General features: G+C 67.9%; 19 protein-coding genes. 8 read left to right on the forward strand and 11 right to left on the reverse strand.

Annotated features, from left to right (window positions below; translation table 11 throughout):
* Positions 1–16: 16 nt before the first annotated feature.
* Positions 17–1,435, reverse strand: coding sequence for an FAD-binding oxidoreductase (locus ACYX7E_RS12340; RefSeq protein ID WP_462080883.1), 1,419 nt, complete (start codon positions 1,433–1,435; stop codon positions 17–19).
* Between the two features lie 134 nt (positions 1,436–1,569).
* Between ACYX7E_RS12340 and serA the strand changes: the two genes are divergently transcribed.
* Positions 1,570–2,805: a phosphoglycerate dehydrogenase gene (serA, locus tag ACYX7E_RS12345; RefSeq protein WP_462080884.1), complete on the forward strand. Its 1,236-nt coding sequence runs from the start codon at positions 1,570–1,572 to the stop codon at positions 2,803–2,805.
* A 108-nt stretch (positions 2,806–2,913) separates the two neighbouring features.
* Here the strand turns inward: serA and ACYX7E_RS12350 are convergent, their stop codons facing one another.
* On the reverse strand, positions 2,914–3,492 hold the full coding sequence (locus ACYX7E_RS12350) for an NUDIX hydrolase (RefSeq protein ID WP_462080885.1): 579 nt from the start codon (positions 3,490–3,492) through the stop codon (positions 2,914–2,916).
* A gap of 253 nt (positions 3,493–3,745) precedes the next feature.
* Between ACYX7E_RS12350 and ACYX7E_RS12355 the strand changes: the two genes are divergently transcribed.
* From ACYX7E_RS12355 to ACYX7E_RS12380, 6 genes are all read left to right on the forward strand, one after another.
* Positions 3,746–5,284 carry an amino acid permease gene (locus tag ACYX7E_RS12355; protein WP_462080886.1) on the forward strand — a complete coding sequence of 513 codons (1,539 nt, stop codon included), beginning with the start codon at positions 3,746–3,748 and terminating at the stop codon, positions 5,282–5,284.
* A gap of 111 nt (positions 5,285–5,395) precedes the next feature.
* Positions 5,396–6,697, forward strand: a complete 1,302-nt coding sequence (locus ACYX7E_RS12360) for an amino acid permease (protein ID WP_462080887.1) — start codon at positions 5,396–5,398, stop codon at positions 6,695–6,697.
* Positions 6,698–6,780: 83 nt separating this feature from the next.
* A complete protein-coding gene (locus tag ACYX7E_RS12365) occupies positions 6,781–7,443 on the forward strand; it encodes a methylthioribulose 1-phosphate dehydratase (protein WP_462080888.1) in 663 nt (220 codons plus the stop codon).
* Positions 7,444–7,582: 139 nt separating this feature from the next.
* Complete coding sequence (locus ACYX7E_RS12370) at positions 7,583–8,140, forward strand: 1,2-dihydroxy-3-keto-5-methylthiopentene dioxygenase (RefSeq protein ID WP_462080889.1); 558 nt, start codon at positions 7,583–7,585, stop codon at positions 8,138–8,140.
* A gap of 245 nt (positions 8,141–8,385) precedes the next feature.
* Entirely contained in the window at positions 8,386–9,090 is a 705-nt protein-coding gene (mtnC, locus tag ACYX7E_RS12375; RefSeq protein WP_462080890.1) for an acireductone synthase, read from the forward strand.
* 69 nt (positions 9,091–9,159) lie between these two features.
* Entirely contained in the window at positions 9,160–10,074 is a 915-nt protein-coding gene (locus ACYX7E_RS12380; RefSeq protein ID WP_462080891.1) for a C13 family peptidase, read from the forward strand.
* 633 nt (positions 10,075–10,707) lie between these two features.
* Here the strand turns inward: ACYX7E_RS12380 and ACYX7E_RS12385 are convergent.
* The gene (locus ACYX7E_RS12385; protein WP_462080892.1) at positions 10,708–12,306 is read right to left on the reverse strand and encodes a calcineurin-like phosphoesterase C-terminal domain-containing protein; all 1,599 of its coding nucleotides are present in this window, start codon (positions 12,304–12,306) and stop codon (positions 10,708–10,710) included.
* A 281-nt stretch (positions 12,307–12,587) separates the two neighbouring features.
* On the opposite strand from ACYX7E_RS12385, the gene ACYX7E_RS12390 reads away from it, so the two are divergent.
* The gene (locus ACYX7E_RS12390) at positions 12,588–14,516 is read left to right on the forward strand and encodes a sensor domain-containing diguanylate cyclase (protein WP_462080893.1); all 1,929 of its coding nucleotides are present in this window, start codon (positions 12,588–12,590) and stop codon (positions 14,514–14,516) included.
* An 89-nt stretch (positions 14,517–14,605) separates the two neighbouring features.
* On the opposite strand, the gene hisIE is transcribed toward ACYX7E_RS12390, so the two are convergent.
* From hisIE to hisG, 8 genes are read right to left on the reverse strand one after another with little or no spacing between them, the layout of a single operon-like run.
* On the reverse strand, positions 14,606–15,256 hold the full coding sequence (gene hisIE, locus ACYX7E_RS12395; RefSeq protein ID WP_462080894.1) for a bifunctional phosphoribosyl-AMP cyclohydrolase/phosphoribosyl-ATP diphosphatase HisIE: 651 nt from the start codon (positions 15,254–15,256) through the stop codon (positions 14,606–14,608).
* Positions 15,253–16,026 carry an imidazole glycerol phosphate synthase subunit HisF gene (gene hisF, locus ACYX7E_RS12400; RefSeq protein ID WP_462080895.1) on the reverse strand — a complete coding sequence of 258 codons (774 nt, stop codon included), beginning with the start codon at positions 16,024–16,026 and terminating at the stop codon, positions 15,253–15,255. The genes hisIE and hisF overlap by 4 nt, the downstream gene beginning before the upstream one ends.
* Entirely contained in the window at positions 16,020–16,754 is a 735-nt protein-coding gene (gene hisA / locus ACYX7E_RS12405; protein WP_462080896.1) for a 1-(5-phosphoribosyl)-5-[(5-phosphoribosylamino)methylideneamino]imidazole-4-carboxamide isomerase, read from the reverse strand. The genes hisF and hisA overlap by 7 nt, the downstream gene beginning before the upstream one ends.
* On the reverse strand, positions 16,751–17,353 hold the full coding sequence (gene hisH / locus ACYX7E_RS12410; protein ID WP_462080897.1) for an imidazole glycerol phosphate synthase subunit HisH: 603 nt from the start codon (positions 17,351–17,353) through the stop codon (positions 16,751–16,753). The genes hisA and hisH overlap by 4 nt, the downstream gene beginning before the upstream one ends.
* Complete coding sequence (gene hisB / locus ACYX7E_RS12415; RefSeq protein WP_462080898.1) at positions 17,353–18,438, reverse strand: bifunctional histidinol-phosphatase/imidazoleglycerol-phosphate dehydratase HisB; 1,086 nt, start codon at positions 18,436–18,438, stop codon at positions 17,353–17,355. The genes hisH and hisB overlap by 1 nt, the downstream gene beginning before the upstream one ends.
* Positions 18,435–19,535 carry a histidinol-phosphate transaminase gene (gene hisC, locus ACYX7E_RS12420; RefSeq protein WP_462080899.1) on the reverse strand — a complete coding sequence of 367 codons (1,101 nt, stop codon included), beginning with the start codon at positions 19,533–19,535 and terminating at the stop codon, positions 18,435–18,437. Before hisC ends, hisB begins: the two co-directional genes overlap by 4 nt.
* The gene (gene hisD, locus ACYX7E_RS12425; RefSeq protein WP_462080900.1) at positions 19,532–20,854 is read right to left on the reverse strand and encodes a histidinol dehydrogenase; all 1,323 of its coding nucleotides are present in this window, start codon (positions 20,852–20,854) and stop codon (positions 19,532–19,534) included. Before hisD ends, hisC begins: the two co-directional genes overlap by 4 nt.
* Positions 20,851–21,765 (reverse strand): ATP phosphoribosyltransferase, encoded by a 915-nt coding sequence (gene hisG / locus ACYX7E_RS12430; RefSeq protein ID WP_462080901.1) that lies wholly within the window; start codon positions 21,763–21,765, stop codon positions 20,851–20,853. The genes hisD and hisG overlap by 4 nt, the downstream gene beginning before the upstream one ends.
* Between the last annotated feature and the right edge of the window lies 1 nt (position 21,766).

Here is a 21,766-nt window from a genome sequence, read left to right on the forward strand (position 1 = left end):
CGGGTCTGGACCCGCCCTACGCGTCGAACAGCTTGCCGGGGTTCATGACGCCCTGGGGATCGAGCGCGCGCTTGATGCCGCGCATCACTTCGATCTCGGCCGTGCTGCGCGTCGACGACAGATAGGGTTTCTTGACCAGGCCGATGCCGTGCTCGGCGGAAATGCTGCCGGCATGCTTCTGCAGCGATGCCGCCAGCAGCTTGGTCACGCGTTCGCATTCGTGGACGAACGCCGGCAGCGCCATGTCGCCGGGCTTGAGGACGTTGATGTGCAGGTTGCCGTCGCCGATATGGCCGAACCAGACGACGTCGAACTGCGGATACTCCTGTTGCAGCAACGCCTGGGTCTCGGCCAGGAACGCCGGCATCGCCGAGATCCGCACCGAGACATCGTTCTTGTACGGCACGTGCGGCGCCAGGCTCTCGGTGATGCCCTCGCGCAGGCGCCACAGCTGCGCGGCCTGCGCCTCGCTCTGGCTGATCACGCCGTCGAGCACCCAGCCCTGCTCCATGCAGTGTTCGAAGGCGGCCAGCACCCTGGCCTCCTGCGCATCGTCGCCGCTGGCGAACTCGGTCACCACGTAATACGGATGGACCTCGTCGAACGGCTTCTGGGCACCATGCGCAAGCACGTGGTGCAACGCGCGGTCGGTGAAGAACTCGAAGGCTTCCAGCTGCAGTCTGTCGCGCAGCGTCGTGAACACCTGCATCAGCACGTCGAACGACGGCAGCGCCAGCAGCATCACGCTGGTCGGTGGCGGCGGGTCGGTCAGCCGCAGGGTCGCCTCGACGACGATGCCCAGCGTGCCTTCCGACGCGACCATCAGATGGCGCAGGTCGTAGCCGCTGGAATTCTTGACCAGGCCACGGTTGAGGTCGAGCACGTCGCCGGTCCCGGTCACCACCTTCAGCCCGGCAATCCATTCGCGGGTATTGCCATGCCGGATCACGCGGATGCCGCCGGCATTGGTCGCGATGTTGCCGCCGATCGAACATGAGCCGCGCGCCGCGAAATCGACCGGATACAGCAGGCCCTGCTCGCGCGCCGCGTTGTGCACCGCTTCCAGTGCGATGCCGGCCTGCACGGTCAGCGTGCGGTCGACGGCATCGAACGCCAGCACCTTGCCCATGCGCTGCAGGCTGACGACCAGCTCGCCGTTGGCCGCAACTGCGCCGCCGGACAGGCCTGTCCGCCCGCCGGAGGGCACCACGGCGACCTGATTCTGGTTCGCCCACAGGACGATCTGCCGGATTTCGTCCACGGAACCGGGCAAAGCCACGGCCAGCGGGGCCGGGGTCCAGCGTCGAGTCCAGTCACGACCGTAGTGTTCGAGGTCGGCCGGGTCGGTCCGGAGCTGCAGCCCGGGCACGGCCTGCAGCAGCGCCTGCAGGCGCGGATCGCCCGGAGGCGCGTTGGCGGCGGTCGAATCGGTCATGGGACACGGGACTCCGGGGGGCCTGCAAGCCTGCCAGTCCGGACCACGGGCGTCCAGCGCTGCAGCGCAACAAGGGCCGGGCGATTCTGGCAGTATTGCCGATCCCTCCCCCGCCCTTGCCACCTCCCCCGATCATGTCGAAGACCTCGTTCCCCAAGCAGGACATCCGTGTATTGCTGCTCGAAGGCGTCAGCCAGAATGCCGTCGACGTGTTCAAGGCCGCCGGTTACACCCAGATCGAGACCCATGCCAAGTCGCTGCCCGAAGACGAGCTGAAGGCGAAGATCGCCGAGGCGCATATCGTCGGCATCCGCTCGCGTACCCAGCTGACTTCCGAGGTGCTGGCCGAAGGGCGTCGCCTGATGGCGATCGGCTGCTTCTGCATCGGCACCAACCAGGTCGATCTCGATGCCGCCGAACTGGCCGGCATCCCGGTCTTCAACGCCCCCTATTCCAATACCCGCAGCGTCGCCGAGCTGGTGATCGCCGAGGCGATCATGCTGACCCGCGGCATCCCGGCCAAGAACGCCGAATGCCATCGCGGCGGCTGGAGCAAGTCGGCGGCCGGCAGCCACGAAGTCCGCGGCAAGACGCTGGGCATCATCGGCTATGGCCACATCGGCACCCAGGTCGGCGTGCTGGCCGAATCGCTGGGCATGCACGTGCTGTTCCACGACATCGAGTCCAAGCTGTCGCTAGGCAATGCGCGCGCCGCGATCAGCCTCGACGAGCTGCTGTCGCGCGCCGACATCGTGACCCTGCACGTGCCGGAAACACCGGCCACGCAGATGATGTTCGGTGCCGAGCAGATCGCCAGGATGCGCCGCGGCGCGCACCTGATCAACGCCGCGCGCGGCACCGTGGTCGACATCGACGCGCTGGCGGCGGCGATGGAATCCGGACACCTGGGCGGCGCCGCGATCGACGTGTTCCCGATCGAGCCCAAGGGCAACGACGACCGTTTCGAATCGCCGCTGCTGGCCTACGACAACGTGATCCTGACCCCGCACATCGGCGGCAGCACGCTGGAGGCGCAGGACAACATCGGCACCGAAGTGGCCGCCAAGCTGGTGCGCTACAGCGACAACGGCAGCACGCTGTCGTCGGTGAACTTCCCCGAAGTCACCCTACCCGAGCATGTCGGCAGCCATCGTATCCTGCACATCCATCGCAACGTGCCCGGCGTACTGTCGCGGATCAACGACGTGTTCTCGCGCGAAGGCATCAACATCGACGGCCAGTTCCTGCGCACCGATCCGAGCGTGGGTTACGTGGTCATCGATGTGACGTCCACACCCGACAAGACCGCGAAGCTGCGCACCGAACTGATGCAGATCGAAGGCACGCTGCGCACGCGCGTGCTGTACTGACGCACGCTGCACTGCCGCACGCGCTACTGATGCATGCGGCACTGACGGCCACGCCTGTTATCGGGCGCATCGACGGGGCCAAGCCGCGGTTCGCGGCCATGGCCCCTGCTACGGAGCTGCGCGACCCGCCCGCCATTTGCGCGCCATGCGCCGCAGCGATCCGTCGGCGGCGGCATCGTCGGCAAGCGCCGCGAGATCGCGCCACGCCAGTGACAGCGATTCCTCGCTGACCACGAAACGCTCGTCGGGGCCGGCCAGCACGACGTAGCGCACGTCGTAATGCCAATGCCCGGGGATGCCCTTGTGCTCCGGGATCCAGTGGCGGTCGAGATCGAAGATCGTCGGCAGCACCTGCAGGCCCTGCAATCCGGTTTCTTCCTCGGCCTCGCGCAGGGCAACGCGCGCCAGGTCGCGATCGCCATCGGCATGCCCGCCGGGCTGCAGCCACAGGCCCAGCTTGCGATGGTGGGTCAGCAGGGTCCGCGTGCCCTGCCCGCCGACGACCAGCGCCGATGCCGTGAAATGACCGGCCAGGCGTTCGCGCACGAACGGGTCTTCGGCATCGTCGAGCAGGTCGATAAACATCGCCACGACGTCGGCTTCTTCGGCGAAATCACGCTGGTAGCGTGCAAACGCCTCTGCGAGGGCAATGGTCTGCGCGTGGTTCGGATCGATCTGCTCGGTCATGTTTGCTGCAATGCGTCATTCTTGGAAAGGAGGATGCGGACCGCGATCCGGGCAAGCCGACGTCCACTTAGGGGTTTTCACCGGGCCTGCGGCCCGGGCATCGATTTTTGCCACGGATCGCTTGTGCCGCCGCACCCATGGCGGGTATGTTCGCACGGCTGTGGTCCGCGGGCATTTGCGCGGGGACTGCCTGTTGACAAGCAACCTCCAAGCAATCCCGAGCAATCCCAAGCAATCCACCGTGGAGAACCCAATGCTTTTCTGGCGCGTCAAGCCACTCGACAAGATTCTCGAAACCGCAGAGCGTAAATCGCTCACCCGCCAACTCGGCGCCTTCCAGCTGACGATGCTCGGCATCGGCGCCGTCATCGGCACTGGCATCTTCGTGCTGACGGCCGAAGCAGGACAGAAAGCCGGCCCGGCGATGATGGTGGCATTCGTGATCGCAGCGGTGGTCTGCGCACTGGCCGCATTGGCCTACTCGGAACTGGCCTCGATGATCCCGGTCTCGGGATCGGCCTACACCTACACCTATGGCGTGCTCGGCGAAGGACTGGCCTGGGTCGTCGGCTGGGCGCTCGTACTCGAATACGCCGTCGCGGCAGGCGCCGTATCAGTGGGCTGGTCGGGCTACATGAATGGCCTGCTGACCAGTGTCGGCCTGGACCTGCCACGCGCATTGAAGACCGGACCGATCGACGGCGGCAGCTTCAACCTGCTGGCCTTCCTGATCGCGCTGTTGGTGACGATGCTGCTGGTGCTGGGCACGTCCAAGTCGGCCAAGGTCAATGCGATCCTGGTCGGCGTCAAGGTGCTGGCGCTGATCGTCTTCATCTCGATCGCGGTCCCCGGTGCGCAGGCCGAGAACTTCGAGCCGTTCCTGCCGACCGGCTGGGGCAGCCCGATGGGTGGCATCGGCGTGCTCGGTGCGGCGGCGTCGATCTTCTTCGCCTACGTCGGCTTCGACGCGGTCTCGACCGCAGCCGAGGAAACCAAGAACCCGAACCGCAACATCCCGATCGGCCTGATCGGCTCGCTGGCGGTCTGCACGATCTTCTATCTGCTCGTCAGCTACGGCGCCGTGGGTTCGATGGGCGCGCAGCCGATGTTCGATGCCGCTGGCGTCGCGATCCATCCCGGCACGCCGGCGATGGCCGAAGCCTGCCTGGGCAGCGAGGCCCTGGTCTGCAGCCGCGAGCCGCTGGCGCACGTGATGCGCATGCTCGGCTTCCCGTCGGTCGGCAATGCGATCGGCCTGGCGGCTGCGCTGGCGTTGCCGTCGGTGATCCTGATGATGATGTTCGGCCAGACCCGCATCTTCTTCACGATGTCGCGCGACGGCCTGCTGCCCGAGCGTCTGTCGCGGATCCACCCGCGCTTCAAGACCCCGCACGTGGTCACGCTGATGACCGGCGTGTTCGTGTCGCTGTTCGCGGCGCTGTTCCCGGTCGGCATCCTGGCCGACATCTCCAACTCGGGCACGCTGTTCGCGTTCATCGCGGTTTCGGCGGCGGTGTTGATCCTGCGCAAGAAGGATCCGACCCGCCACCGTCCGTTCCGCACGCCATTCGCGTGGATCGTCTGTCCTGCGGCGATCGCCGGCTGCCTGCTGCTGTTCCTGAACCTGTCGGGCTACACGCTGGCGATGTTCTTCGGCTGGACCGTGATCGGCCTGATCGTCTACCGCGCCTACGGTTACCGCAACAGCGAGCTGGCGCCGGGTGGCGCACATGGCGGCGGTGGCCCCAAGCCGCCGTCCGAGCCGGACTTCCACGAAGGCCCGCAGGCCTGATCGCCGATCAGGACCGACTGACACTTCGCTGAAGTGCGTGTACAAGGGGCGGGACACTGGAAGGTGTCCCGCCTTTTTCTTTTGCACTGTCCCAGCCCACCGAGCCCTGCGATGACCGACGCCCCACGCAAGATTGGACCGATCCTGGCGACCTTCGTCGTCGCCAACAACATGATCGGTTCGGGATTCTTCCTGCTGCCGGCCACGCTCGCCGGCTCCGGCGGCGTCACCGCGTTCTCGTGGCTGATCGGCACCCTGCTCGCGGTCGCGCTGGGGGGCGCCTTCGCGCGCCTGGCCCGCCAGTACCCCGACCTCACCAGCCCGGACGATTACGTGCGCCCGTCGCTGGGGCGCGACATGGGTTTCCTGGCGACCACGCTGTACTGGGTGTCCTCGTGGATGGGCAACAACGCGATCGCCGTCGCCGCGTTCGGATACCTGGTCATCCTGCTGCCGATCGACGACAGCGGCAGCGTGCGGCTGGCCGGCCAGATCGTGCTGATCTGGCTGATGTTCGCGCTGAACCTGCTGGGCCCGCGCTCGATCGCCCGCTTCCAGTCGATGTGCGTGGTGTTCGGCCTGCTGCCGGTCGCGGTCGTGCTGGTCGCCGGCTGGGGCAGCTTCGACGGCGACCTCTACCGCGCTGCCTGGAACGTCACCGACAAGTCCGACCTCGCCGTGGTGTTCGGCTCGCTGGCGCCGGTGTTCTGGGCATTCGTGGGGCTGGAGACCGGCGCGATGGTGGCCGGCGTCGTCCGCGACCCGGACCGCAACGTGCCGATCGCCACGCTCAGCGGCATCGTCATCGCAGGCATCGTCTACCTGGTGTCGTCGGTCCTGATGATGGGCATCGTGCCGGCCGCCGAGATGGCCGCCTCCAGCGCGCCGTTCGCGCTGGTCGCCGGCAAGATATTCGGCGCCTGGGCCATCCCGATCATCGCCGCCGCCGCGGCGCTGAAGGCCACCGGTACGCTTGGCGGCTGGATGCTGGTCACCGGCGAATCGGGCGCGCGCGCGGCGCAACGCGGCTTCCTGCCGGCGATTTTCGGGCGGGTGCGCCGCAACGGCTCGGCCGGATGGGGCCTGCTGATCATCGCGGTGTCGATGACCCTGCTGGCGATCCTGACCCAGGCGCCGACGGTCTCCGGCCAGTTCAAGACCATCATCGACATGGTGGTGACGCTGGTGGTGATGGCCTACGTGGCCGCCGGCCTCAGTCTGCTGCTGGGCACGCGGGAGCGGCCGTCGGGGACCACCGAACGCCTGCTCGGCATGTCCGCGCTGATCGCCTGCGGCCTGCTGATCGCATCGACCGACAACGACATCCTGGTCGGCGCGCTGATCGTCGCCCTGCTCGCCTGGGCCGGCTATCGCGGTTTCGCGCGCCGACGCGAGCCGCCTGCCGGAGGCTGATCGGCCGTCGTCATCCTGCTGCCGCGCCCACGCGATCGCGCGCCTGTCACTGAAATGCGGGAGTGGCGCGCTACACTTTGCGCATGAGCCAGGATCAACTTTCCCACGACCGTCAGCCCTACGACCGCCAGCGCCTTTCGCAGCTGGCCAACGAGATCGCCAGCAACGTCGCCGAGCTGGCGCGGCTGGGCTGGACACCAGCCACCAGCAGCAACTTCTCCAGCAGGCTCGATGACCGCCACGCGGCGATCACCGTGTCCGGACGCGACAAGGGCAAGCTGGTCGAGGCCGATATCATGGTCGTCGATTTCGATGGCCAGCCGGTCGCGACCCAACACCGGCCCTCGGCGGAGACCCTGCTGCATACGCAGCTCTACCGGCGTTTCCCCGAGATCGGCTGCATCCTGCATACGCACTCGCCGAACCAGACCATCGCCTCGCGGCTGTTCTCCGGTGCCGGGCACATCCGCCTGGCCGGCTACGAGCTGCTGAAGGCCTTCGTCGGCAACGATACCCACGAGACCGCCATCGACGTGCCGGTGCTGCCCAACAGCCAGCACATGCCGACGCTGGCCGCGCAAGTCGACGCACTGCTCGACCAGCAATGCATGTGGGGCTACCTGATCGATGGCCATGGCCTGTACGCCTGGGGCCGCGACATGGCCGAGGCACGCCGGCACCTGGAGGCATTCGACTTCCTGCTCGGCTGCGAGCTGGAGCTGCGCAAGCTGCAGGCCGGCCGCTGAGGAACACCGGTGGCCCATCGCCATGCCCGGGCCGGGCTGGCGTTGCGCGGCTGCCACCTTTGCGTTCCGCTGCCGTCATCCTCCCGCCGCCGACGCCTGCTAGGCTGTTGCCCCCCACTTCCTCACGAGCCCGATCGCCATGAGCCGCCTGCGCATCTTCTCCGACGACACTCCGGACACCCCGCAGTTCAGCAGCCACGACGGTGACGAGATCGCGCGCGAGCTGAAGAAGATCAACGTGCATTTCGAGCGCTGGCAGGCCTCGCAGCCGATCGAGGCCGGTGCCAGCGCCGAGCAGGTCATCGCTGCCTACAAGACCGATATCGACCGCATCACCGCCGAGCGCGGCTTCACCACGGTCGACGTCATCAGCATCGCGCCGGACAACCCGAACCGCGACGAGCTGCGCAAGAAGTTCCTCGATGAGCATTTCCACAAGGAAGACGAAGTCCGCTTCTTCGTCGATGGCTCGGGCCTGTTCACGCTGCACGTGGACGGCAAGGTCTACGAGATCGAATGCGTCAAGAACGACCTGATCGCCGTGCCCGATGGCGCGCCGCACTGGTTCGACATGGGACCGGAGCCTCGCTTCGTCGCGATCCGCTTCTTCGAGCAGCCCGACGGCTGGATCGGCCATTTCACCGGCACCGACATCGCGCAGAAATTCCCGCGTTACGAGAATCCCAAATTTGATTGAGCAGGCTTGATTGAGCAGCTTGACTGGGCAGGCTCGACTGGGCAGCTGTTCGAAGCAGCGGATTCGTCCTGGCGAAGGCAGCTGAATGCGCTGCTACGCACGTCACTGTGCTCGCCGTGGCGGCCGCTCCACCCGCCCTCCCGCATTCCATTCCACCGCATCGCGCGGTCATTGCTGATCGCGCCCGTTGCAGCCGTGGCGTCAATCAGGATGATAGGGCGGGCATTCAGGACTACGACCCCGCCATGACCATCCGCCTGATCCTCACCGACATCGAGGGCACCACCAGCAGCATTTCCTTCGTCAAGGACGTGCTGTTTCCGTATGCGCGCCGCGAACTGCCGGCCTTCGTCCAGCAGCACGGGCAGGAGCCCCAGGTCCGGCAGTGGCTGGACCTGGTCGCGACCGAGAGTGGCGGCCTGTGCCAGGACGCGATGATCGTCGAGACCCTGCAGGGCTGGATCGACGAGGACCGCAAGCACACCGCGCTGAAGGCGCTGCAAGGGATGATCTGGGAGGCCGGTTACCAGGACGCCGATTTCACCGCGCACATCTATCCCGATGCGGCCGAGTCGTTGCAACGCTGGCATGACGAGGGCTATCTGCTGGCGGTGTATTCCTCCGGCTCGGTGCCCGCGCAGAAACTGTTCTTCGGCCACTCCGACGCCGGTGACCTGGGACCGCTGTTCTCGTCCTGGTTCGACACCGAGATCGGTGGCAAGCGCGAGCCCACCAGCTACGCCAACATCGCGCAGCGGCTGAATGCGTTGCCCGAGGACATCGTGTTCCTGTCGGACGTCGTGGCCGAACTCGATGCCGCACGCAGCGCCAACATGCGCACCGTGCTGATCGATCGGCTCGAGGATTATCCGGAGCCGCGCACCGGCCCCGAGACCCACGACCACCCGCGCGTGACCCGCTTCTCCGACATCCAGCTGCCGCAGGCCTGAACCATGCCCCGGCGCGGATGCAGGAGCTGGCCCAGGACACTGGCATCGGCCCTGTCCCTGCCGCTGCTCGTGGCCGCGCTGCTGCCGGCGGTGTTGCTGACGACTGCAGCGCAGGCCATCGCAAGCGATGACGGCGGCCGCGCCCCATCCGCTTCGAAAGACACATCGGCTTCGACCGACACGTCCGCCAGCACGCTGGCGCGGCGGGACCGTGCACTGCTGGAGCAGCAACTGGCGACGATGCCGGCCTCCAGGCCAGGCCACCCGGACCTGTACGTCATCGGTTTTGCCGGCGACGGCAACGAGGACGTGTTCCGCAACGAAGTGGACTATCTGGACACGCTGGCCTCGAAGCGGCTGGATGCCGACGGGCGCGTGATCGGCCTGGTCAATCACCCCGACAGTCTGCAGCGCACACCGCGCCCGCTCGCGACCCTGGCCAACCTGCGCATCGCCCTCGACGGCATCGGCGCGCGCATGGATCGCAACGAGGACATCCTGCTGCTGTACATCACCACGCACGGCAGCGAGGACCATCAGCTTGCCGTGCAACTGGAGGGACAACTCGATACCGGGCTGTCGCCGAAACAACTGCGCGGCGCGCTCGACCATGCCGGTATCGACTATCGCGTGCTGGTGGTGTCGGCCTGCTATTCGGGCGGATTCATCCCGGCGCTGCGCGGTCCCCGCACCCTGGTACTGACCGCGGCCCGGCGCGACCGGCCGTCGTTCGGTTGCGGCAGCGAATCCACGGTGACCTGGTTCGGACGCGCGTGGCTGGTCGAGGGGCTCAATCGCGACAGCGATCCGGTCGAGGCCTTCCAGTACGCCAAGCGACAGATCTCGCGCAGGGAAGCGATGGAGGATTTCGAGCCCTCGTTCCCGCAGAGCGACATCGGCAAGGGCATCGTCGAACAACTGCGCGCATGGCAGGCCACCCTGCCCGCCACGACGGCCGTTCCCTACCCGCACCCGATCGATTGATGCGCCCTGTGGTGCCCGTATAGGCCCGGCCCACATGCGACGGTTGTGAGTGATTCTCGTTTCGACATCATTTTTGCGGACTGCCTATGATCGCCCTGCGCTGCCAGCCAGCTATCGCAAGCCAGCCCGCGCAACGATCCGCCAGCCAGCCCGCACCCGTTGCCCGCTCGCCCGCCGGATCCACCGACCCGCGCATGTCGCGGGTTTTTCTTTGGTTCTTCTCCGAAGCCAGGGCGTTTCGCAGTACGTGAGTCTGTGTCGTGCCAAGCAGGCGGCGTCGCCGGCTTCGTAGTTCATGTCGCCCTTCAAATGCCGGGGCGTGCGCCGAACACCATTCAACGCCGCGATCGTCACGAGCAAGGCGGTGGTGCGTCGGGTGGAGGCTGCGTCAATCACGCCATGGATGGCGTGCGCCCGAGTCAAGGCAGGACGCCCTGACCGAGGGAGAGCGGGCTCCATCCGACGCGCCGCTGCAGATCCGAAGTCCGTGATCCGGCATCAGCCATCCCGAAGATCTTCGGTCTACACAGAGCAGGCGATTGTAATTGCGGCTCTGGATTGCGTTCGCTGATCGGGCCCAGGGAAGACACCTGTCGATGGCGTCGCCAACGATCGCATTGACCGCCGTCACGTTCATTCGGGCTGCGCCGCCTCGTCCAGCCGGTACTGCAGCTGCGCGCGTTGCTCGCCCTGCCAACGATCGAAAACACGCACCTCGATCGCGTGCTCGCCGGCCTCGAGATCGGTCGGCAAGGCGCCGCGCCACAGATGTGTCGAAGGCTCGGCTTCCGGCGAACGATCGAAACCGCGCAATGCATCGGCCTGGTCATCGCGGGCATTCTCCGCGCGCAACCAGGGATCGGGCGCGGACACTCTGCGCATCGCCTGCCAGTCGCCGTCGGCCACGCGGTACTCGACGCGCGTGTCGTCCTCGCCCATGAACACGTTCGCGTAGACGCCAAACGCCGGATAGGCGCCACGACGCAGCACCTTCGGCGCGTGCAGGCGCATCGCATCGGTGAAGCCGGGATCGTCCTGTGGGCGCCGCGCCGGATGCCAGGCCAGCGCGTAGGCCGCATCGGTGGCCACCGACATCGTCGCGTAACCGTTGGGCGTGCCATCGGCCATCGTCGCATCCGGAATGCCTGCGGCATCGGCGGCACCCGACCAGAACGCACCGCAGGCGGCACCGACGTTGTACTCGTGCAGCGGCTGCGCGCCATGCCAACCACTGGCCGCGCCATGGCGCACGTGTTGCTGGGTATGGCGATGGCCGCTGAGCAGCAGCACATGCGGGAACGGCTGCAGCAATGCGAACAGACGCTCGCGATCACGGGCACGCACGGTCTCGGCCGCCCCGCCTGTCGCGGTGTCGAACCAGGGGATATGCACGGCGATCACCAGTAACCGCTCCCGGCGCGCCTGCGCCAGGTACGCGGTAAGGAAATCCAACTGATCCTCGCGCAGTCCGCCGACATACGCAGGACGCTGGCCCGGCTGCGCGATCACGTTGTCGAGCACCACGAACGAGGCCTGCGTTTCTTCCCAGGCGTAGGTATCGGGACCATAGACGGCCTTGAACGACGACAGGGACGCGCCATCGCTGCGCGCGCCCACGTCCATGTCGTGGTTGCCGGCGACATGCAACCAGGGCACGCCGATCGAAGTCGTCGCCGCGTTCAACGCCGGATACAGGGCCGGCGCATCGTTGCCGACATCGCCCAGCGTCAGGCCCAGCGATATCCCGCGCTGCCGTGAGGCCGGCTGCGCGATGTCGCGCAGGTAGTAGTCGACCTCGCGCTGCGTGCCGGCCTGCGGATCGCTGAAGACCAGCAGCCGCAGCGGATCATCGGCGCGTGGCACGGCTTGGCGGACCTGGGTATCGGGCGTATCGGGCGTGGCCAGCGTGGGCGCGCGGCGCAACGCGAAATCGCCGCAGGCCGGCGCGTCCCCGCCCTGCACCGCGGGTTCGATCCGCCGCCAGGTATCGGGCAGTCCGTCGTCGCGTCGCAGCGCCGTGTAGCCCGCCGGCTTGACGATGAAGACATGCCCATCCAGCGGGGCCAACGCCGGATAACGCCCACGTGCATCGGTGCGCACGACCCGGCGGCCATCAGAGACTTGCACGCCGGCGATGCCGGCTGCCTGGCTGCGGTCACTGCTGCGATCGCCGCCGCCGTCGCTGCCGTCGCTGCCGTCGCTGCGGTCATCGCGCCCGTCAGCCAGCCACACCGTGCCGCCAGCGCACGCCACCCCCGCCACGGAAGCCGTCCCGGAATCCACCCTGGAACCGGCAGTACTCGCGCCCGCGGCTGCGGCCAGCGGCAGCAGCCACGCCATCGACAGGCATCGAAAAAGGCGGATATTCACCATCAATCTGGGACCCAGGTCGCACCGACGGCCGATTATGCCGCTCAAGCGCGTTAACCGAATGAACCTGGATTATTCTGTGGCGACAGGGAAGTGCGAGTCGGCCTTTGGGGGGTGATCGATCCGTGACAGCCGGAGTGGGAATGAATCGTTTTGCCGGACGGGCCTGCGCCCGTTCTGATCGGCGTGAAGGGACCGGTGCAGCGTGGGCGACGTGGGCCACATGGCCGGCGATCGCGCTGCTGCTGGCGATCCTTGCGGCCTTGCACGTGACCGGCATCGCGCATGCGCGCGCCCAGGACATCACGCCTGCCCCGCATGCCGCATCCACGCTGGACCTGGCCCCGGGCACGACCGACATCTCGCTGGCGCCGCACCTGCGCTACCGCCACGATGCGACCAGCAGCGACCGGCCCGAGGATGCCTGGCGGCTAGCCGGTGGCGATGCGTTCCAGCCGCTGCCCGACGGCAACGATGCCTTCGGCTTCCAGCGCGGTGCGTTCTGGTTCCATGCCCGCATCGTCAACCACGACGAGCGCGAACAGCGCTGGATCCTGGTGCAGGAATATCCGCTCAGCGACCGCCTGGACATCTACCTGCGCTACCCCGACGGCCGCATGGTCCAGCATGCCGGCGGCGATCATCTTCCATTCTCGTCGCGCAGCATCCGTTACCGTCATCCGAACTTCCAGGTCGACCTGCCGGTCGGCGTCCCCGTTGAGGTGCTGGTGCGCGTGGAGAGCGAGAGCTCGATGCAGGTACCGCTGCATCTGTACACGCCCAGCGCCTTTACTGAGACCTCGCGCGACGGGCAACTGGCGATCGGCCTGTACTACGGCATCCTGATCGCGTTGTTCTTCTACAACCTGGTGCTGTGGCTGTCGCTGCGCGATGCCAGCTATTTCTGGTACCTGAGCCACATCACCGCGTTCGGCCTGGTGCTGTTCACGCTCAACGGCTTCGGCTTCGAATACCTGTGGCCGCAATCGACCTGGCTGGCCGACCACGCGGTGCCGTTGTCGATCTGCCTGGCGTTGATCGCGATGCTGCAGTTCTCGCGGACCTTCCTGGCGCTTCCGCAACGCTGGCCGGTCGGCAACGTGGTGACGCTGGCCTTCATCGGTTTCTTCCTGGTGTTCGGCATCGCCTCGATCTGGCTGCCCTACCGCATTTCGACGCCGGTGGCCTCGCGCGCGGTACTGCTGGGCGTGTTGTGGATCGTGACCTCGACGATCGTGGTGCTGCGACGCGGCTACACGCCGGCCAAGCTCCTGCTGCTGGCGTGGTCGATGTTCCTGCTCGGCACCGCCGTGTTCACGCTGCTGGCGTTCGGCCTGCTGCCGAAGAACTTCGTCACCGAGTACGGCGTGCAGATCGGTTCGGCACTGGAGATGCTGCTGCTGTCGATCGCACTGGGCTATCGCTACGCCGCGCTGCGCAACGAGAACCAGCGCATGGTCGATGCCGCCAACCAGGACCTGGAACGCAAGGTCGCGCAACGCACGATGGAAGTCCGCAGTGCATTGTCGCAACTGGAGGAGGCGCATGGCCGCCTGCGCGATTCCAGCCGCCGCGACGGCCTGACCGGCCTGTACAACCGCGCCTATTTCCACGAACGCTTCGATGGACTGCTGGTGGATTGTCGCGACCAGCGCCGGCCGTTGTCGTTGCTGATGATCGACCTCGACTACTTCAAGCGCATCAACGACGAGCACGGCCACTTGGTCGGCGATGGCTGCCTGCGCTGGACCGCGCAGCGGATCGGCCAGGTGCTGCGCCAGTACGACGCCCTGCTCGCCCGCTTCGGCGGCGAGGAGTTCGTGGTCGTGCTGCCGGGGCGCGACCTGCACTCGGCCGTGCTGATCGCCGAAGAGGTCCGTCAGTCCCTGACCCGCGAGCCCTGCGACGTGCAGAACTGCAAGCTGCAGGTCTCGGCCAGCATCGGCGTGCACACGATCGCGCCCGGGGCGATCGATGACAGCGACGACGCCATCGACATCGCCGACAAGGCGCTGTATTCGGCCAAGGCCAATGGCCGCGACTGCATCAGGACGTCGATCAGCGCGGCTTGAGTGGTGTCATCGCGGCGATGGCCGCCGCGACGGTGCGACAGTGCGACAGTGCGAATGCTCGCGCGCCATGCGGGAGCATTCCGGCGTCCTCAGCGCTGGCGTTCGGCCAGCCTGGTTTCCAGCTGTTCCAGGCCCAGGCCACGCGCACGCAGCAGGACCAGCAGGTGGTAGACCAGGTCGGCGCTCTCGCCGATCAGTTCGGCATCGCCTTCGGCGACGGCTGCCAGCGCGGTCTCCACGCCTTCCTCGCCGACCTTCTGCGCGATGCGGCGGATCCCGCCTTCGAACAGGCGCGTGGTGTAGCTGCCGACAGGACGCTCGGCCTCGCGCGTGGCGATCAGGGCCGCGAGCCCACCGATGGTGCTGCCGGGCGCATCGGGGAAGCAGCTGGCACGCTGCAGGTGGCAGGTCGGGCCGTTCGGGCGCGCCAGTACCAGCAGCGTGTCGTTGTCGCAGTCGACGCGCAGGTCTACCAGGTCCAGCACGTGGCCGGAGCTCTCGCCCTTGGTCCACAGCCGCTGCTTGCTGCGACTGAAGAACGTCACCTGGCGCTTGTCGAGTGTCGCCGCCAGCGCGTCCTGGTTCATGTAGCCCAGCATCAGCACGCGCAGCGTCGCCGCGTCCTGGACCACGGCCGGCAGCAGGCCATCACCCTTGCCCCAGTCGAGGCCCTGCAAGGCCTGGGTGTCGATCGTCGCGGCGGTGCCGGACGCGCTGCCGGGAATGGACGTGGACGTCATTGGATGCGTACCTCGATGCCCTGCGCCTGCAGGTCCTGCTTGAGTGCGGGGATCGGAATGCGCCCGCTGTGGAAGACACTGGCCGCCAGCGCGCCATCGACGTCGGCATCGCGGAACACGTCCGCGAAGTGCGCCATCTCGCCAGCGCCGCCGGACGCGATCAGCGGCACATGGCACAGCTCGCGCGCCTGCCGCAATTGCGCCAGGTCGTAGCCACGGCGCACGCCGTCGTTGTCCATGCAGTTGAGCACGATCTCGCCAGCACCCAGGCGCTGCGCCTCGACGATCCAGTCGAGCGTGCGTACCGGCAGCTCGCGGGTCTTGTCGGGATCGCCGGTGTGGCTGCGCACGCGCCACTGGCCATCGGTTTCGCGGATCGAGTCGATGCCCACCACGACGCACTGCACGCCGAAGGCCGCCGCCAGTTCGCCGATCAGCGCCGGCCGCTCCAGCGCGGGGGTATTGATCGACACCTTGTCGGCGCCGGCATGCAGCACCGCGCGCGCGGTGTCGACATCGCGGATGCCGCCGGCCACGCAGAACGGGATGTCGATCAGCCGCGACACGCGCTCGACCCAGCCACGATCGACCGAGCGCCCCTGCGGGCTGGCCGAGATGTCGTAGAACACCAGCTCGTCGGCCCCCTGGTCGCGGTAACGCAATGCCAGGTCGACGATGTCGCCCATGTCGACATGGTCGCGGAAACGCACGCCCTTGACCACGCGGCCTTCGCGCACGTCCAGGCACGGAATGATGCGGCGGCTCAGCATGCGAGCGCCTCTGCGGCGCTGAAACGGCCTTCCAACAGCGCACGCCCCAGCACGATCCCGGCGCAGCCGCGCGCGCGGGCATCGCCGATGTCCGACAGCGCACGCACGCCACCGGAGGCCTGCACCTGCAGGCCCGGCACCAGCGCGTGCAGGTCCGAGTACAGGTCCAGGTTGGGACCCGACAGCATGCCGTCGCGGGAGATGTCGGTACTGAGCAGGTGGCGCAGCCCGGCCGCGTCGTAGCGTTGCGCCAGTTCGCCCAGCGTTTCGTTCGCAGTCTCGGTCCAGCCGTGGACCGGCAGGCGCCACTCCCCCGCCGCGTCCAGCCGCGTATCGAGCGCGACGGTGATGCGTTCGGCGCCGAACTCGGCGATCCAGTCGATGACGCTGGCGCTGTCGCGGACCGCCAGCGAGCCGATCACCACACGTGCCGCGCCGGCCTCGAGGATGCGCGCGACATCGTCGCGCGAACGCACGCCACCACCGGTCTGCACCTGCAACGCTGTCTGCGCGCGGATCTGCGCCAGCAACGGCGCCAGCGTGTAGCCGCCAGCCCGCGCGGCATCCAGATCGACCAGGTGCAGCCACTGTGCGCCGGCCTCGGCGTACTGGCGGATCTGCGCCATCGGGTCGTCGCCGTAGCGCGTCTCGGCGTCGTAGTCGCCCTGGGCCAGGCGCACCACGCGACCATCGCGGATGTCGATGGCCGGATAGATCGTGAAACTCATGGCGTGACTCCGCGTTCGATGAAGTTCCCGAGCAGGCGCGCACCGAGCACGGCCGAACGTTCGGGGTGGAACTGGGTGCCGGCGACATTGTCGCGCTGCACCAGCGCGGCGAACGGAGTGCCGTAGTCGCAGCTGGCGACGCAGTCGTCGGTGACATCGGCCGCATAGCTGTGCACGAAGTAGGCGCGCATGCCGGCATCGATGCCATCCATCAGGGCGCTTTGGCTGCGTGACTGCAAGGTATTCCAGCCCATGTGCGGTACCCGCAGGCCGGACGCGGTGCTGAGCTTGCGCACGGTTCCTTCCAGCAGGCCCAGGCCTTCGATGTCGCCTTCCTCGGAGCGCGCGTACAGCAGCTGCATGCCGACGCAGATGCCCAGCAGCGGCGTGCGCAGCTGCCGCAGGGTCTGCACCAGCCCCAGCTCGCGCAGCCGGCCCATGACCTGGGCGGCCGTACCCACGCCGGGCAGGACGACGCGGTCGGCCGCCTCGATCGAGGCGGCATCGGTGACCAGGGCCGCGTCGATGCCCAGCCGCTCGAAGGCATAGCGCACCGAACCTGTATTGGCGCCGCCGGCATCCACGATGACCACGCGCATCACAGCGTGCCCTTGGTGCTCGGCAACGCGTTGCCCTCGCGCTTGATCGCCTGCCGCAACGCGCGGGCGAACGCCTTGAAGCAGGCTTCGACCTTGTGATGGTCGTTGTCGCCGCGGACCTGGAGGTTGAGGTTCAGGCCGGCGGCATCGCAGATCGAACGGAAGAAGTGCTCGACCAGTTCGGTGGGCATGTCGCCGACCTTCTCGCGCTTGAATTCGCCCTCGAACACCAGGTACGGACGCCCGCCGAAATCCAGCGCCGCACTGGCCAGGGTCTCGTCCATCGGCAGCGTGAAGCCGTAGCGTCCGATGCCGCGCTTGTCCCCAAGCGCCTCGCGCAGGGCCTGGCCGAACGCGATGCCGGTGTCCTCGATGGTGTGGTGCTCGTCGATCTCCAGGTCGCCCTTGGCCTCGACGGTCAGCGCGAAGCCACCATGCTTGCCGATCTGGTCGAGCATGTGATCGAAGAACGGCAGGCCGGTCGAGATGCGCGCATCGCGGACCAGGTCCAGGTCGATCGCGATCCGGATCTGCGTCTCCTTGGTGTTGCGGACGACTTCGGCGCGGCGCGGCGCATCGGCCAGCTCGTGCGCAATGCTGGCCCAGTCCCATTCGCCACCGAACTCGTCGGTACGCAGCTGGAAGCCGCGGATGCCGAGGTTGTCGGCGAACTGGATGTCGGTCGGTCGGTCGCCGACCATCGCCGAGCCATCCAGGTCGATGCCGCGATCGCGCAGGTAGTGCAGCACCAGGCCGATGCCGGGCTTGCGCGTGGGCTTGTCCTCGTGCGGCCAGCTTTCGTCGACCAGCACTTCGCGGAACGCGATGCCCTGGCTCTCGAAGATCTGCAGCATCAGGTCGTTGGGGCCGTCGAAGGTCGCGCGCGGGTAGCCTTCGGTGCCCAGCCCGTCCTGGTTGGTGACGATGACGAACACATAGCCGGCATCGCGCAGTTTCAGCATCGCCGGGATCACGCCCTGCACGAAGCGCAGCTTCTCGTAGGCATCGATCTGGTGATCGGCCGGTTCCTCGATCAGGGTGCCGTCGCGATCGACGAACAGGATCCTGGTGGCTTTCGCGCTCATCGCGCACGCTCCGTGGCGGTCTTCAATTCCGGGGATTCCAATGCCGCGATGACGCGGTCGTTCTGTTCGACGCTGCCGATCGTGATCCGCAGCGCATCGTCGAGTTGCGGCGCGGCGCGCTGGTCGCGCACCACGATGCCCGCCTGCAGCAGCCGCGCGAAGGCGGCATCGGCGTCGGCAAAACGCACCAGCAGGTAGTTGGCCTGCGAAGGATAGACCCGGCGCACGCCGGGCGCGGCCTGCAGGCGTGCATGCAGGCGCTCGCGTTCGGCGATGACGATCGCGACGCGTTCGCGCGTGCGTGCCAGCGCAGCCGGCTGCAGGCCTGCCGTCGCCAGCAAGGCGCAGGGGGCGGGAATCGGATACGGCGCCTGGCAACGGCGCAGCACCTGGATCAACGCCGGCGCGGCGATCGCCACGCCGATCCGGGCCGCTGCCAGCGCATGCGCCTTCGACAGCGTCCGCAGCACCACGATGTTGTCGTGGGCCGCCAGCAGCGTCGTCGCCGACGGCTGGTCGCTGAACTCGCCATAGGCTTCGTCGACCACGACCAGCGCCCGCGAGCGCAGGCGCTCTGCCAGTGCCGCGATCTGGTCGAGCGCGATCGCGCCGCCGGTCGGGTTGGCGGGCGAGCACAGGAAGGCCAGCTTCGCGCCACGTGCCAGCACGGCATCGCCGATCGCCTGCAGGTCGGCCACGAAACCCTGTTCGCCATCCACCAGCGGGACCTCGACCAGCGGCGCATCCTGCAGGCGCGCACTGACCGCATACATGCCGAACACCGGCGGCGTGACGACGACCGCGTCGACGCCCGGACGGCAGCAGGCGCGCACCAGCAGGTCGATGGCCTCGTCGCTGCCGCGGCCGAGCAGCAACTGCCCTGGGGCCACGCCATAGACCGCAGCCAGCGCATCGCGCAGCGGCTGCGGCTGTGGATCGGGATAACGACGGCAATCGCCTCCGGCATCGGCCGGGTTGGTCCAGGCCGACTCGTTGGCGTTGAGCCAGAGGTCACCGGTGACGGTGGCGCTGCGCGCCGACGAATAGCCGGCGAAGTCGCGCAGGTTGTCGCGGATCAGGGACAGGACGTCGCTCATGCCGCCGCCTTCGCCAGCCGCAGGCGCACCGCGTTGCCGTGCGCATCCAGTCCTTCGGCATCGGCCAGCGTCACCGCGCAGGGTCCGATGCCGGCCACGCCCTCGCGGGTCGCCGACTGCACGCTGACGAAGTTCTGGAAACTCGCCACGCTGACGCCGCTCCAGGCATGCGCGGCGCCGCCGGTCGGCAGCACGTGATTGGTGCCGCTGCAGTAATCGCCCAGCGCCTCCGGCGTCCAGTCGCCGAGGAACACCGAGCCCGCGGCCTCGACGCGCTCGAGCCAACGATCGGCATCGCGCAGCGCCAGGATCAGGTGCTCCGGCGCATAGGCATTGCTGATGTCGAAGGCCTCGTCGAGCGTGTCGACGCGGATCGCGCGCGATTGCGCCAGCGCCTGGCGCGCGATGTCCGCGCGCGACAGCAAGGCCAGTTGCCGCTGCAGTTCGGTGTCGACGGCCGCCAGCAACGGCGCGCTGTCGGAGATCAGCAGCACCTGCGAATCCGGCCCGTGCTCGGCCTGCGACAGCAGGTCGGAAGCGACGAAGGCCGGATCGGCACCGGCATCGGCGATCACCAGTACCTCGGATGGGCCGGCCGGCATGTCGATCGCGACCACGCCCGACTGCGATACCTGCTGCTTGGCCTCGGTGACGAAACTGTTGCCGGGCCCGAACAGCTTGGCGCAACGTGGCACGCTGTCGGTGCCGAAGGCCATCGCGGCGATCGCCTGTGCGCCGCCGAGCTTGAACACGCGGTGCACGCCGGTCAGTCGCGCGGCAACCAGCACCGAGGGATCGGCCGTGCCGTCCGCGCGCGGCGGCGTGCACAACACGACCTCGCGGCATCCGGCCAGGCCCGCCGGCACGCCCAGCATCAAGGCGGTCGACGGCAGCGGCGCGCTGCCCGCAGGCACGTACAGGCCGACGCGCACGATCGGGCGCACGACGCGCGCGCAGTGCACGCCAGGCGCGGTCTCGACCGAATAGCCCTGGGACTGGCCGGCGCGGTGGAAGCGCTCGATGCGCCCGGCGGCTTCGCGCATGGCGGCGCGCAGCTCCGGCGCGACCTGTGCCTCGGCGGCGGCGAATTCGTCGTCGCCGACTTCGAAGCGGTCCAGTGCGACTTTGTCGAAACGCAGCGTGATCTCGCGCAGCGCGGCATCGCCGCGCGCACGCACATCGGCCAGCAGCGTCGCGACCGCGGCACGCGTCTGCCCGGCGACCTGTTGGGTCGGCCGGCGCAGCGCGGCGTCACGCGCATCGGTCGCCAGCGTCGTCCAGTCCAGCGATGTGACGCCAGACACCCCGGTTCCACTCATGCCAGCATCCTCTCGACAGGCAGTACCATCAGGCCGCGCGCACCGGCGTGCTTGAGGTCTTCGAGCCGCTGCCAGGTCATCGCGCCGTGGCACAGCACCTGCACCGCCAGCGTGTCGCCACCGTCGACCTGCAGCAGCGTCGGCGTTTCGGCGTCCGGCAGCAAGGGCATCAGCAGCGGCAACTGGTCGCGGCGGGCCTGGAACATCAGTAGGCGGCTGTCCTTGAGCCGCAGCACGCCGTCCAGGCGACGCAGCAGCAACTGCGACAGCTCCGCACGCGCGTCCGAGAACGGCTGCACGGGGCCGGCCAGCACGGCCTCGCTGCGCATCAGCGTGGTCACCGGCTTCAACTGGTTGGCCAGCAAGGTAGCGCCACTCGAGACCAGGTCGCAGACGACCTCGGCCTGGCCGAGTCGCGGCGCGATCTCGACCGATCCCGACAACACCACGATGCTGGCATCGACGCCCTGCGCCGCCAGCCACTCGCGCAGCAGGCCCGGATAGCTGGTGGCGATGCGACGCCCCTGCAACTGCGCCGGTCCCTGCCAGTCCCAGCTGTCGGGCACGGCGATATCGAGCCGGCAACCGCCGAAGCCCAGCGCCAGCACTTCGGTCGATACCTTGGGCAGGCCGGCGTGGCTGCGCTCGGCGGCCTGTTCTTCCAGCACGTTGCGGCCGACGATGCCGTAGTCGCAGACGCCGTCGCTGAGCAGGCCGGGGATGTCGTCGTCGCGGACCAGCAACAGGTCGACCGGCAGGGTCTCGCCGTAGCAGAACAGCTTGTCGCGGCTTTCGCGCCACGACAGCCCGCACGATGCCAGCAGGGCACGCGCCGGATCGCTGAGGCGGCCGGATTTCTGGATGGCGATGCGCAGGCGGTCACGCGCCGCGTGTGCGACTTGGGGAGTCATC

It is taken from the genome of Luteimonas sp. RIT-PG2_3 (assembly GCF_054902115.1).